This is a genomic window from Clostridium fungisolvens (assembly GCF_014193895.1).
Classification (GTDB): Bacteria; Bacillota; Clostridia; order Clostridiales; family Clostridiaceae; genus Clostridium_AR; species Clostridium_AR fungisolvens.
In genome coordinates this window covers 3,534,059-3,546,331 of record NZ_BLZR01000001.1, presented here as the reverse complement: position 1 = coordinate 3,546,331, position 12,273 = coordinate 3,534,059, and the positions used below count along the sequence as shown (strand labels likewise).

The following is a 12,273-nucleotide window of genomic DNA, read 5'->3' as shown; positions in this document are numbered from 1 at the left end:
CTTATGAGCTTGACAGAATTAATAGTTGATGAAGAGATAACTATACGAGAAGCAATTAGAAGGTTAGATATAAGTGCTAAGAAAATACTGCTCATCGTTGATGGAACTAAGCTTAAAGCTGTACTAACTGATGGTGATATAAGAAGATGGATTTTAAAAAATGGCGACTTACAATATCCAATTAAGGAAATTATGAATGTAACTCCTATTTACTTAAATGTCAATGATAAGGTTAAAGCAAAGGAGTTAATGAAAGAGCATTTTATTGAAGCAATTCCACTAGTAGATGAGGAGAATAATCTACAATCGATTGTATTTTGGAATGAAGAAAATGATGAAAAACTCAATTTTTTTACTAAACTTGATACTCCTGTCGTAATTATGGCTGGTGGTAAGGGAACTAGATTATATCCTTATACAAAAATTTTACCTAAGCCACTTATACCAATTGGTGAAACACCTATAGTTGAAAGAATAATAAATAAATTTAATGATTTTGGTTGTAGTGATTTTTATCTTACTGTTAACTACAAGAAAAATATGATTAAATCATATTTTAATGATTTAAATAAAGAATATAACGTGGTTTTTGTTGAAGAAGACAAACCATTGGGTACTGGAGGAAGTCTTTATTTGCTAAAAGATACGTTAGATAAAACTTTTTTTGTTTCTAACTGTGACATTTTAGTTGAAGCTAATTATTCAGATATCCTAAAGTTCCATAAGAAAAAGGGAAATAAGATAACTATGGTAACTTCGTTAAAATGTTTTAGAGTTCCTTACGGAGTAATACATTTGAATCAGGATGAAACTGTAAATAAAATAGAAGAAAAGCCAGAACACACATATTTAGTAAATACAGGTTTGTACATAATGGAGCCAGAAACGTTAAACGATATACCTGAAAACCAATTTTATAATCTTCCAGACTTGTATGAATATTATATGAAAAAGGGAGAGAAGGTTGGAGTTTATCCTATTAGTGAGGGTTCATGGATGGATATGGGGCAAATTGATGAAATGAATGAAATGATGAAAAAGTTAGGTGTGGATTAATGGAAGATCTACTGTTAATTGGAGGAGGGGGGCATTGTAAAGGGGTTCTCGATACAATCACTTCTTCTGATAATTTCAATGTAGTTGGCATAATAGATATCAAGGAAAAGGTTGGTTCTTATGTAGATGAAATTAAAGTTATAGGAACAGATGATGATTTAGAAAAAATTTTTGAAAATGGAATAAAAAATGCATTTATAACAATTGGGAATGTGAATGTAAGTTCTGTAAGACGAAATATATTTATGAAGCTAAAAAAAATAGGGTTTAAATTTCCCCAAATAATTGATTCATCTGCAGTTATTTCGACCAATTGCATAATTGGAGAAGGAACATACGTAGGGAAAAGAGTTGTTGTAAATTCACATGCAATTATTGGGGTAAACTGCATAATCAATTCAGGATCAATTATTGAGCATGATTGTATAATAGGAGATTTCACTCATATAGCTCCAGGAGCAGTCTTAAGTGGCGGCGTGAACGTTGGAAATAACTCTTTATTAGGAACTAACTCTACTGTAATTCAAGGAATTAACATTGGAGAAAATACATTGATAGGAGCTGGGAGCGTGGTGATTAAAAATATAAATGATAATTGCATTGCTTACGGCAATCCTTGTAAGGAGATAAAAAGATGATTACTGATAAAGTTTTTATTATTGCAGAAGCGGGTGTAAACCATAATGGAGATATAAATTTAGCAAAACAGATGATTGATGTTGCAAGTACCGCGGGGGTAGATGCTATTAAGTTTCAAACTTTCAAAGCTGATAAACTTGTGACAAGGTATGCAAGCAAAGCGATGTATCAGTTGGAGAGTACCGATACTAGCGAAAGTCAATATGAAATGTTAAAAAAATTAGAATTAGATTATAATATGCATTTAGAGTTGATTAAATACTGCGAAGAAAGAAAAGTTAAATTTTTATCATCCCCTTTTGATTTGGAAAGTATAGAATTACTTGATTCACTTGGAATAGACATATTTAAGATACCTTCTGGAGAAATTGAAAATACACCCTATTTAAAGAGGATAGCAAGATTAAATAAAGAGGTTATATTATCTACAGGGATGTGCAATTTAGCAGATATTGAATTTGCTTTAGATATATTGAAAAATAATGGAGCACAGAAGGTTTCTGTTCTTCATTGTAATACTGAATATCCTACTCCAATGGAAGACGTAAATCTAAGAGCTATGCTTACTATAAGAGATGCTTTTAAAGTAGAAGTAGGATACTCAGACCATACTAATGGTTTAGAGGTTCCAATAGCGGCAGTTGCAATGGGAGCAAAAATAATTGAAAAGCATTTTACATTGGATAAAAATATGATAGGGCCAGATCATAAGGCAAGCTTAGACCCAGATGAATTAATGGAGCTGGTTAGGTGCATAAGAAATATTGAGAAGGCTCTTGGAAGTGGTGTGAAAAGACCTTCAAAATCTGAGGATAAAAATAAGCGTATTGCGAGAAAAAGCATAGTAGCTAAGAGAGAAATAAAAGCTGGTGAATTATTTAGCGAAAATAATATGTCAATAAAAAGACCTGGTTCCGGAATTTCACCAAAATTTTGGGATGAACTTATAAATAAAAAATCAACTAGAGATTATGAAAAAGATGAGATGATAGAGATATGAAGAAAAATATATGTATTATTACAGGCTCGAGAGCGGAGTATGGATTATTAAAACCTATAATTGCTTTAGTTGATGAAGATAAAGAACTAGAGCTAAGGCTTGTAGTAACTGGGATGCATTTATCTTATGAGTTTGGATTGACATATAAGGAAATTGAAAAAGATGGATTTATAATCGATGAAAAAATTGAAAGTGTAGTGAGCTCAGATACTTCTTCTGGAGTTTCAAAATCAATGGGATTAACAATGATTGGTTTTGCAGATTATTTTGCCAGAAAAAAAACTGATTTAGTTATAGTACTAGGAGATAGATATGAGATATTGGCTGCAACATGTTCCGCTTTAATTGCAAATATTCCTGTAGCCCATATTCATGGTGGAGAGACTACTGAGGGTTCGCTTGATGAAGCATTTAGACATTCTATAACAAAGATGAGTTATTTACATTTTGTAAGTAATGAAGAATACAGAAAACGTGTTATACAATTAGGAGAGGATCCAATTAGAGTGTTTAATGTTGGTGCGCTAGGTGTTGAAAATATAATGAAAATGAACTTGCTGAATAAAAGTGAACTTGAAGAATCCATAGGATTCAAGTTAAACAAGCGATATGCTCTTGTTACTTTTCATCCAGCTACACTAGAAAAAAATAAATTAGAATTGCAACTAAAAGAAATGTTAACAGCATTGGATTCTTTTAAAGATATTAAAATTATTTTTACTAAAAGTAATTCAGATAAAGATGGAAGAATTATAAATTCTTTAATAGATAATTATGTAGAATATAATAAAGAGAGAGCTATTGCATTTAATTCAATGGGTCAGTTAAGATATCTTAGTGCCATGAAGTACTCAAGTTTTGTATTAGGTAATTCGTCTAGTGGCATAATAGAGGCGCCTTCATTTAAAATACCAACAGTAAATATAGGTGATAGACAAAAAGGCAGAATTCAGGCAGATAGTATAATTAATTGCGACCCTAATTCAAAGGAAATAACTGATGCAATTAATAAAGCTTTAAATCAATCTGAGGAAAAGTTAAAATTAATAATAAATCCATACGGACAAGGTAATACGTCAGAGAAGATAGTAAATAGGATAAAAGAAATAAACTTAGACAAAATTTCATTGAAAAAAAGTTTTTATGATTTATAAGGTGGGTTGATTAATGAAGTATAAGCACTTAGCCATTATTCCTGCTAGAAGTGGTTCAAAAGGTATAAAGGATAAAAATGTTAAAGAGTTAAACGGTAAGCCTATGATTGCTTATACAATCGAAGCGGCTATAAAAGCTAATATTTATGATTACATTTATGTTTCTACCGATAGTGAAGTATATGCAGATATTTCGAAAAAATATGGAGCTAAGGTTCCGTTTGTTAGACCTGATTTTATTTCAAAGGATAGTTCTACTACAAATGATGTTATAGAGTATACAATAAATAAGTTTAAAGAAATGGGATATGAGTTTGAAAATTTCAGTATACTTCAACCAACTTCACCATTAAGAAGTTATAAACACATAGTTGAAGCAAACGAAATGTTTGTAAGTAAAAAGGCTAATAGTGTTATTGGGATATGTGAGGCTGAGCATTCGCCGTTATGGTGTAATACGGTTAACGAAGATTTATCTATGGAAAATTTTATTGTTATAGAAAATAATAAAAATAGACAGACACTAAAAAAGTATTACAGAATAAATGGAGCTATATATATATCTAATACGGAGTGCTTCTTAAAATATAAAAATTTCTACGGAAGTAAGAGTTTTGCTTATATTATGGATAAGCAATCATCAGTTGATATAGATGATATGTTTGATTTTAAATTTGCAGAGTATCTATTAACTCAAAGAACAATAAATTAGTTTTGACTAAAGTTATTTGATAAAGTTACGATAAAAATAACATAAAAATAAGTACGGAGTGATGAAGATGAGATTATATCATAATTTAGCTTCTTTAGATTTGTTTAGAAACTATAAAAAGAATTTGGCAGGACAAAGTAATTCAATTGAAAGACTTTCTTCCGGAGTAAAAATAAATTCAGCAAAAGAAAATCCCAATGCTATAGGGCAAAGTGAGCTTATAAGACTTCAGTTAAGAGGATCTGACGCTGCACAGAAGAATGTTCAGGACGGGGTGTCCATGATGCAGACTGTAGATGGTGCACTTGGATCAGTTAATGAGGCTCTTCAAAGAATGAAGGAACTTACTGTTCAAGGCAGTAATGATACTTTAAGTGATCATGATAAGGAAATAGTTCAGCAAGAAATGGAACAGCTAAAACAGCATATAAATTCTATAGGTAGTGATGCTGAGTTTAATGGATTAAAGCTTTTGAATAGTCAGTATGTTACTAATAATGATCAACCATATATGCAACCTATGATGTCTGGAGCAAATGTAGGAGATACTATTGATATACCAATGTATAATATAAGTACTGATATGTTAAAGGATGATAAAGGTAATGCACTAAGCGGAATTGATGTTACAGATGCTTCAAAATCTAGCACTAACCTCAAAGTCATCGATGATTCAATTGCTCAAGTAAATAGCATAAGAAGTAAATATGGAGCTCTACAAAATAGATTTGAAGTAGCTTCAGAAAATTTAAGCAGCAACAGTGAAGTGTTACAAAGAGCAGACAGTAGTCTTAGAGATACTGATATCGCTAATGAAATGATGGAATACTCAAAGAACGGTATACTAGTACAATCAGCTACAGCACTTTTGGCACAAACAAACAAGTTCCCACAAGATGTTTTGAATATACTAAGCAGAGTAAAGTAGATACTACGAACAACGTAGTATCTACTTTTTCTTTAATTAAATTCAACAATGGTAAGAAAATCAAAATTACTCAATAAAATTATAAATTATTTCTGATGACAAAATTCGATATTTTTTATATAATAATTTCGTGATGACGAACAATTCAAATTAGTTTGAATATTCAGAAAAATATCGCTAAGATGTACCTTGTAAAAATTTAAATGCATAAATTTAATTATTTTTTACATTTAGTTAAAATTTAATCTAGAAAAATATGAAAAATTAAGATATAATTTTTAACATAAGCTGTATTTTTACAAAAAAGCTTAGTTTATTACAAAAAAGTATATAAAAAATACTTTATTTTTAAAACGTTAATAGTAAAATATAAATAAATAGAAAAAGTTTTTAGTAGTACAGTAAAAAACGTTCGAATGGTGGTGAAATTTAATGACTATTAATAGAGTGGATTCAGATAATTATACTTATAACCTTATTAAGAGAGGATTAGATGTTTCTTCATTAAGATCAAAGGTAATCGCAAATAATATGGCAAATATAAATACTGCAGGGTACAAAAGAAGTACAGTATCTTTCGAAGACACACTCAAAGATGCATCAAGTGATATAGAAAACACAGGATATACTAATGTTGATGAAAATAGTTTTGGACAAGTTAAATTGGGTAAAGATACTTCTTCAAGTATGAGAACAGATGGAAATAATGTAGATTTAGAATCAGAAAAAGTAAATCAAGCAGCAAATACACTGCTTTACAATGCTTTGATAACTCAGGCTAATAATAAACTTAGTATGACTAAATATGTTATTACTGGTGGTGGGAGGTAATAGTTAATGGGAAGTTTGTTCAGTGCTCTAAGAATTAGTGCAAGTGGTTTGTCAGCAGAAAGATTAAGATTAGATACGATATCTTCTAATATAGCTAATGCAAATACTACAAGAGGTGAAAATGGTAAGCCTTATGTTCGAAAAGTAGCCGTATTTCAGGAAAACTTAAATGGTGCATTAGGTATGAACGGGGTAAAGGCTGTTGGTATAGAAGAGGACAAGTCACCTCTAAAAAAGGAATATGATCCTACTAATCCTGAAGCAGATAAAGATGGATATGTTACTATGCCAAACGTAAATATATTAAATGAAATGGCCGATATGATTGCAGCGTCAAGATCATATGAAGCTAATGTTGATACTTTAAACGCAGGAAAAAGTATGTTTATGAAAGCTTTAGAAATAGGTAAATAAGGAGAATAAAATATGAGAATAAATAGTTTTGTACCAGATACAAAGGTCTTTGAAAAAGATATAACACAAAATACTCAAGACAATACTGCAAATGGTGGAGTAAGTTTTCTGGATACATTAAAAGAGAAGTTAAATGAGGTAAATGATCAACAGATACAAGCAAATGATCTAACTGATAAATTAGTAAAAGGCGACAATGTAGATGTACATCAAGTAATGTTATCTACTGAAGAAGCTAAAATGAGTTTAGAATTAGCAGTGCAAGTTAGAAATAAGTTATTAGATGCTTATCAAGAAATAAATAGAATGCAGTTGTAATAGATAGGAGTGCTACTAATGAATAAGCTATTAGAGAGCCTTAAAGGTTTTATGGAAAAAATTAAAGCTATGAGTAAAGGTAAAAAAATAGCTTTAGGCATCTCCATTTTAGCTGTGGTGTTCGCAATCATAACATATACTATTATATCCGGTAATAATAAGTACGGAATCCTGTTTTCTAATTTGGCTGCAGATGATGCTCAGGTTGTTACGACAAAGCTAAAGGCAGACAAAGTTGATATGAAGATATCAGGAAGTAGTATTCTTGTGCCTAAAACTCAAATTGATGAGTTGAGACTGGAACTTGCGCCACAGTTAACAGATGGAAGTAAGGGATATGAACTAATGGATAGTGGTAGCTCCTTCGGTATGACTGATGAGGAGTTTAAATTAAAGAAACTAAGAATGCAGCAAGGAGAGCTAGAAAAGACAGTCAAGAGCTTTAGTGAAATTGAAAGTGCAAGAGTACATATAACCCCTGCTGAAGATTCTGTTTTTGTAAAGGATAAGACACCAGGTAAGGCGTCTGTATATTTAAAACTTAAAACTGGAGCTAAATTATCAAATGATCAAGTTAAAGCTATGGTCTCTTTAGTGTCAGGTGCTACTGAAAACATACCTAAAGAAAACATAGAAGTTGTAGATGATAAAATGAACCTTTTATCAAAAGGATTATACGATACAAATGGTGATGAAGTATCATCATCAAGCATTGAACAGAGACAAGGATTACAAGCAGATTATGAAAAGAATCTAGAGAAGAATATAGTAGAACTTTTAGAACCTGTAATAGGTAAGGATAAGGTTAAAGCTAAAGTAAGTGCTACTTTAGATTTAGATTCAAAACAGAAGACTGTTATAACATATGACCCAAATAAAGTTGTAAACAAAGAACAAACAACTAAGCAAACAGGAACTGATAGTAGTGGAACTACTTCACAAAGTCCAGTTGATAACAATTCTTCTAATACTATAGCTGCAACTACTGGGGGACAAAATATTAGTTCAAATGAATCTCAAAATGTTGAGTATTCAGTTGGAAGTACTGAAGAAAAAACAATAAGTGCTCCAGGAGAAGTAAAGAGAGTAACAGCGTCTGTAATAGTTGATGGAAAGATGGATTCGACAACACAAGACGCAATAAAAAGTATAGTTTCTAGTGCTATTGGATTTGATCAAAATAGAGGAGATTCAATAAATGTCCTTGGAATGAGCTTTGATCCAACCGATAAGGCAGCAATTCAGAAAGAGATAGATCAAATGAATGCTGATGCAGCTAATGAAAAGAAGATGGCCCTTTATAAGACTTTAGGGGTAGCTGGAGCAGCAGCTTTAGTATTAATAGTTGGTATTATATTAGTAATTAGAAGGTTTAGAAAACCAGCTGAGGAAGAAAGACAACATATACTAGATGTAGTTGTGAATGATAGAATAGATCCAAAGGATATAGAGAGATTTGAGCCAATTAACTTTGATGTTAATAATGAAAAGACTCATATGGAAAACGAAATCAAAAAATATGCTACTGATAAGCCAGAACAAGTAGCAGAGATAATTAAGTCGTGGTTAGCAGAGAATGAGAGGGGATAGGTAATGCCAAGAGAAGGTACTAAATTAACTGGAATGCAAAAAGCAGCTATACTTTTTATCACTCTTGGTCCTGAAGCTTCTGCAGGAATCATTAAGAAGTTACCAGAGAGTGAGATACAAAAGATTACGTATGAGATAGCTAATATCACTTCAGTTAGTGCAGAGCAAAGAGAAGAAATATTAAATGAATTTCTTGAAATGAATAAAGCAAGAGATTATATAGTTGAGGGTGGAATGGATTATGCAAGAGTCTTGTTATCAAAGGCTCTTGGACAGCAAAGAGCATCCGAAATTTTGGAGAAAGTAACAGAAGTAACTCAGCAGTATAGACCGTTTTCTATTGCTAGAAAAGCTGATGCACATCAATTACTTAATGTTATTTCCAATGAACATCCTCAAACTATTGCCTTGATTTTATGCTATCTTCAAGCAGAAAAAGCAGCTCAAGTTATAGCAGAATTACCTGAGGAACTTCAAAGTGATGTTGCATTTAGAATTGCAAGCATGAACAACACCTCACCGATGGTAATAAAAGAAATTGAGAAGGTTTTAGAAAGTAAATTATCATCTATAGTTAGAACAGAAGTAACTAGCTTAGGTGGAGTTGATACTTTAGTTGATATATTAAATCAGGTTGACAGAACAACTGAAAAGAATATAACTGAAAGCTTAGAAAGAGAAGATGCAGATCTTGCTGAAAAGATTAAGAGTAGCATGTTTGTATTTGAAGATATCATCACTCTTGATGATGTATCAATTCAAAGAATACTTAGAGAAACAGATGCTAAGGAGTTGGCACTGGCACTTAAGGGATGTTCTGAAGAAGTGGCAAATGCTATATTTAAAAATCAATCTAAGAGAGCAGCTGCTTCATTAAAAGAAGATATGGAATTCTTAGGACCAGTAAGACTTATGGATGTTGAAAAAGCACAACAAAAGATTGTTTCTATAATTAGAAGATTAGATGAAGCTGGAGAAATAATTCTAGCAAGAGGTGGAGAAGATGCAATCATCCTTTAGTGTTATTAAAAGTAATATTGTAACTTCAGGAAATAGTAAAAAGATAAATACAGATTACGAACAAAAAAGCCTTATGGATGAGATGCTTTTAAACGATCCTGAAGAAGCTGCAAGAATGGTTGAGAGTTACAAAAATATTGGTGACAATATAATAAAAAATGCTCAAAGACAAAAAGATGCAATGCTGGAAGCTGCATATGTACAAGCTCAAGAATTAGAGCGAGAAGCCTATGAAAAAGGTTATAAACAAGGTACTGAAAATGGCTATGAAGATGGATATAAAGAAGCTTATGAAAAAAATATAGAATTAGCTAAAAATGAAGCTAATTCTATCATAAGCAATGCTAACAATTTGCTGCTTTCTGCAAAGCAAGAATATGAAGCATATCTAGAAGACAAAAAGGAACAGATCATAAGACTATCAGTGGAAATGACCGAAAAGATATTAAAAGAGAAATTGGGAACAGAGCATGGTCTGGACTCTATAGTTGAGGATGTTATAGCTGAATCCAAAGGCACAAAAACTTTCGTTATTAAATGTAATTCTATACATATCGAATCTGTTAAGGCACAACTTGAACTATGGAAGAGTAGATTTGTTATACAGGGGGAGATTTTTGTTATAGAAGATTCTTCACTTAATCCAGGTAATGCAGTGATAGAGAAAGAAAATGGGACTGTAAAAGTAGGTATTGATATATCAATGGAAAAGTTAAGAGAGGCTCTTCTATAGATGTACCATTTCGAACCGAAATGTATTTTTAAAACTCTCACGGCTTCTGGTGAGAGAATTTAAAAATAATAAGTTTTATTACGAAGTGGTACATCCTTATAACAGGAGGTATATGATGATCTCGATTGATTTTGAAGCAATAATCAATGATTTAGATGAAGTAAACTTCAATCATTATGAAGGTAGAGTCAAGAAGGTAATAGGTCTTACTATTGAAGTAGAGGGAATTAGGGCTTTTGTAGGAGAACTTTGTACCATATATAATGAAAGAAATAAACCAATAAAATGTGAAGTTGTAGGTTTTAGAGATGATTCAGTAATATTAATGCCCTTAGGTGATCTTATTGGTATTTCACCAGGGTGCAAGGTAGTACCTGAAGGCAGACCTTTAAGTGTTAGATGCAGTGACGAGCTTCTTGGTAAAATGTTAGACGGACTGGGAATGCCTTTTGATGGTAAAGAAATAACTAGTGGAGAATACTATCAGCTTGATAATTCACCTCCTGATCCTATGAAAAGAAGAAGAATTAAGGATGTACTACCAACTGGAGTCAGAGCAATTGATGGATTTCTAACTTGTGGTGATGGACAAAGAATTGGGATATTTGCAGGTAGTGGAGTTGGTAAAAGTACAACTTTAGGAATGATTGCTAGAGAAGCTGAAGCAGACGTAAATGTAATTGCATTGGTAGGGGAAAGAGGAAGAGAAGTTCTTGACTTTATTGAAAAGGATCTTGGCCCTGAAGGTATGAAAAGATCAGTAGTAATATGTGCTACATCAGATCAGCCAGCTCTTGTAAGATTAAAAGGAGCCTTAACAGCAACTGCAATAGCTGAGTATTTTAGAGATAAAGGAAAAAAAGTTATTCTTATGATGGACTCGGTAACTAGATTTGCAATGGCACAAAGAGAAGTTGGTCTAGCGATTGGAGAGCCACCAGCCACAAAAGGATATACACCCTCTGTTTTCGCAATGTTACCCAAATTAATGGAACGTGCAGGTACTTCAGATAAAGGGTCAATAACAGCATTCTATACTGTACTTGTTGATGGTGATGATTTTAATGAACCTATTGCCGATGCTGTGAGAGGTATACTTGATGGACATATAGTGCTTTCCAGAGCTTTAGCCCATAAAAATCACTATCCTGCTATAGACGTACTAAACTCTGTATCAAGACTTATGCCTACTATAGCTGAAGATATTCACAAGGAAGTAAGTTCTTTTGCGAGAGATCTTTTAGCTACATATAAAGAATCCGAGGATTTGATAAATATAGGAGCTTACGTAAGAGGCAGCAACAGAAAAGTGGATATGGCAATTGATTATCATGACTTCATAATAAACTTTTTAAAACAAGGAATAGATGAAAAATCTACGTACGAAGAAAGTAAAAATAGACTTATTTCAATGTTTAAAGGATAGGATATCATGGCAAATGGATTTAAGTTTAGTCTTCAAAAGGTTCTAGATATTAGAGTAGAAAAAGAGGAAGAAAGTAAAAGGCTTTTTCAAAATACTCAAAGAGAAAAGATAATAATTGAACAAAATATTAAAGAGATGAATGAAAGTTTTGAACAATATAAAAGCATAAAAAGTGGCGAATCAGCAGCTTATCAGAAGATAAAGAGAAATTATCTAAATGCTTTAAGTGTAGGAATACAAAATAAAGAAAAAGAACTTGCGAAAAAAGACAAAGAATTGAACTACAGGAGAGAAGACCTTAAGCAGAAACAGATAGACAAGAAGACTGTTGAAATACTTAAGGAGAAAAGATATGAAGCTTTCATCAAAGAGATTGACAGACAAGAGCAGATTACAAATGATGAATTTGCTTTATACGCTCACCTTAGGAACATTGAAAGGAGGTGAATAAA

At 32.0% G+C, this 12,273-nt stretch carries 14 protein-coding genes; all 14 read left to right on the top strand.

The window, feature by feature from the left end; genetic code table 11:
* Nucleotides 1-3: 3 nt before the first annotated feature.
* Nucleotides 4-1,056 (top strand): nucleotidyltransferase family protein, encoded by a 1,053-nt coding sequence (locus tag bsdtw1_RS15670; protein WP_183278495.1) that lies wholly within the window; start codon nt 4-6, stop codon nt 1,054-1,056.
* Nucleotides 1,056-1,694 carry an acetyltransferase gene (locus bsdtw1_RS15665; RefSeq protein ID WP_183278494.1) on the top strand — a complete coding sequence of 213 codons (639 nt, stop codon included), beginning with the start codon at nt 1,056-1,058 and terminating at the stop codon, nt 1,692-1,694. The genes bsdtw1_RS15670 and bsdtw1_RS15665 overlap by 1 nt, the downstream gene beginning before the upstream one ends.
* A complete protein-coding gene (gene neuB / locus bsdtw1_RS15660) occupies nt 1,691-2,695 on the top strand; it encodes an N-acetylneuraminate synthase (RefSeq protein ID WP_183278493.1) in 1,005 nt (334 codons plus the stop codon). The genes bsdtw1_RS15665 and neuB overlap by 4 nt, the downstream gene beginning before the upstream one ends.
* Nucleotides 2,692-3,849, top strand: coding sequence for a UDP-N-acetylglucosamine 2-epimerase (gene neuC, locus bsdtw1_RS15655; RefSeq protein WP_183278492.1), 1,158 nt, complete (start codon nt 2,692-2,694; stop codon nt 3,847-3,849). The genes neuB and neuC overlap by 4 nt, the downstream gene beginning before the upstream one ends.
* A 13-nt stretch (nt 3,850-3,862) precedes the next feature.
* Entirely contained in the window at nt 3,863-4,561 is a 699-nt protein-coding gene (locus bsdtw1_RS15650; protein ID WP_183278491.1) for an acylneuraminate cytidylyltransferase family protein, read from the top strand.
* A gap of 67 nt (nt 4,562-4,628) precedes the next feature.
* A complete protein-coding gene (locus bsdtw1_RS15645; RefSeq protein WP_183278490.1) occupies nt 4,629-5,489 on the top strand; it encodes a flagellin N-terminal helical domain-containing protein in 861 nt (286 codons plus the stop codon).
* 432 nt (nt 5,490-5,921) lie between these two features.
* On the top strand, nt 5,922-6,320 hold the full coding sequence (gene flgB / locus bsdtw1_RS15640) for a flagellar basal body rod protein FlgB (protein ID WP_183278489.1): 399 nt from the start codon (nt 5,922-5,924) through the stop codon (nt 6,318-6,320).
* A 6-nt stretch (nt 6,321-6,326) separates the two neighbouring features.
* Entirely contained in the window at nt 6,327-6,734 is a 408-nt protein-coding gene (flgC, locus tag bsdtw1_RS15635; protein WP_183278488.1) for a flagellar basal body rod protein FlgC, read from the top strand.
* A 12-nt stretch (nt 6,735-6,746) separates the two neighbouring features.
* Nucleotides 6,747-7,052 carry a flagellar hook-basal body complex protein FliE gene (gene fliE, locus bsdtw1_RS15630; protein ID WP_183278487.1) on the top strand — a complete coding sequence of 102 codons (306 nt, stop codon included), beginning with the start codon at nt 6,747-6,749 and terminating at the stop codon, nt 7,050-7,052.
* A gap of 18 nt (nt 7,053-7,070) precedes the next feature.
* The gene (fliF, locus tag bsdtw1_RS15625; RefSeq protein ID WP_183278486.1) at nt 7,071-8,642 is read left to right on the top strand and encodes a flagellar basal-body MS-ring/collar protein FliF; all 1,572 of its coding nucleotides are present in this window, start codon (nt 7,071-7,073) and stop codon (nt 8,640-8,642) included.
* A gap of 3 nt (nt 8,643-8,645) precedes the next feature.
* Nucleotides 8,646-9,662, top strand: a complete 1,017-nt coding sequence (fliG, locus tag bsdtw1_RS15620) for a flagellar motor switch protein FliG (protein ID WP_183278485.1) — start codon at nt 8,646-8,648, stop codon at nt 9,660-9,662.
* A complete protein-coding gene (locus bsdtw1_RS15615; RefSeq protein ID WP_183278484.1) occupies nt 9,646-10,395 on the top strand; it encodes a FliH/SctL family protein in 750 nt (249 codons plus the stop codon). Before fliG ends, bsdtw1_RS15615 begins: the two co-directional genes overlap by 17 nt.
* A 115-nt stretch (nt 10,396-10,510) precedes the next feature.
* Nucleotides 10,511-11,821 carry a flagellar protein export ATPase FliI gene (gene fliI / locus bsdtw1_RS15610; protein ID WP_280514151.1) on the top strand — a complete coding sequence of 437 codons (1,311 nt, stop codon included), beginning with the start codon at nt 10,511-10,513 and terminating at the stop codon, nt 11,819-11,821.
* 6 nt (nt 11,822-11,827) lie between these two features.
* Entirely contained in the window at nt 11,828-12,268 is a 441-nt protein-coding gene (fliJ, locus tag bsdtw1_RS15605) for a flagellar export protein FliJ (protein ID WP_183278482.1), read from the top strand.
* The last annotated feature ends 5 nt before the right edge of the window (nt 12,269-12,273 follow it).

Bases quoted from the DNA above. Each gene is read 5' to 3' on its own strand.
- bsdtw1_RS15645 (WP_183278490.1), top strand. From the start codon at position 4,629: ATGAGATTATATCATAATTTAGCTTCTTTAGATTTGTTTAGAAACTAT.
- fliI (WP_280514151.1), top strand. From the start codon at position 10,511: ATGATCTCGATTGATTTTGAAGCAATAATCAATGATTTAGATGAAGTA.
- fliE (WP_183278487.1), top strand. From the start codon at position 6,747: ATGAGAATAAATAGTTTTGTACCAGATACAAAGGTCTTTGAAAAAGAT.
- flgB (WP_183278489.1), top strand. From the start codon at position 5,922: ATGACTATTAATAGAGTGGATTCAGATAATTATACTTATAACCTTATT.
- bsdtw1_RS15670 (WP_183278495.1), top strand. From the start codon at position 4: ATGAGCTTGACAGAATTAATAGTTGATGAAGAGATAACTATACGAGAA.
- bsdtw1_RS15665 (WP_183278494.1), top strand. From the start codon at position 1,056: ATGGAAGATCTACTGTTAATTGGAGGAGGGGGGCATTGTAAAGGGGTT.
- fliG (WP_183278485.1), top strand. From the start codon at position 8,646: ATGCCAAGAGAAGGTACTAAATTAACTGGAATGCAAAAAGCAGCTATA.
- bsdtw1_RS15615 (WP_183278484.1), top strand. From the start codon at position 9,646: ATGCAATCATCCTTTAGTGTTATTAAAAGTAATATTGTAACTTCAGGA.
- fliJ (WP_183278482.1), top strand. From the start codon at position 11,828: ATGGCAAATGGATTTAAGTTTAGTCTTCAAAAGGTTCTAGATATTAGA.
- neuB (WP_183278493.1), top strand. From the start codon at position 1,691: ATGATTACTGATAAAGTTTTTATTATTGCAGAAGCGGGTGTAAACCAT.
- bsdtw1_RS15650 (WP_183278491.1), top strand. From the start codon at position 3,863: ATGAAGTATAAGCACTTAGCCATTATTCCTGCTAGAAGTGGTTCAAAA.
- flgC (WP_183278488.1), top strand. From the start codon at position 6,327: ATGGGAAGTTTGTTCAGTGCTCTAAGAATTAGTGCAAGTGGTTTGTCA.
- neuC (WP_183278492.1), top strand. From the start codon at position 2,692: ATGAAGAAAAATATATGTATTATTACAGGCTCGAGAGCGGAGTATGGA.
- fliF (WP_183278486.1), top strand. From the start codon at position 7,071: ATGAATAAGCTATTAGAGAGCCTTAAAGGTTTTATGGAAAAAATTAAA.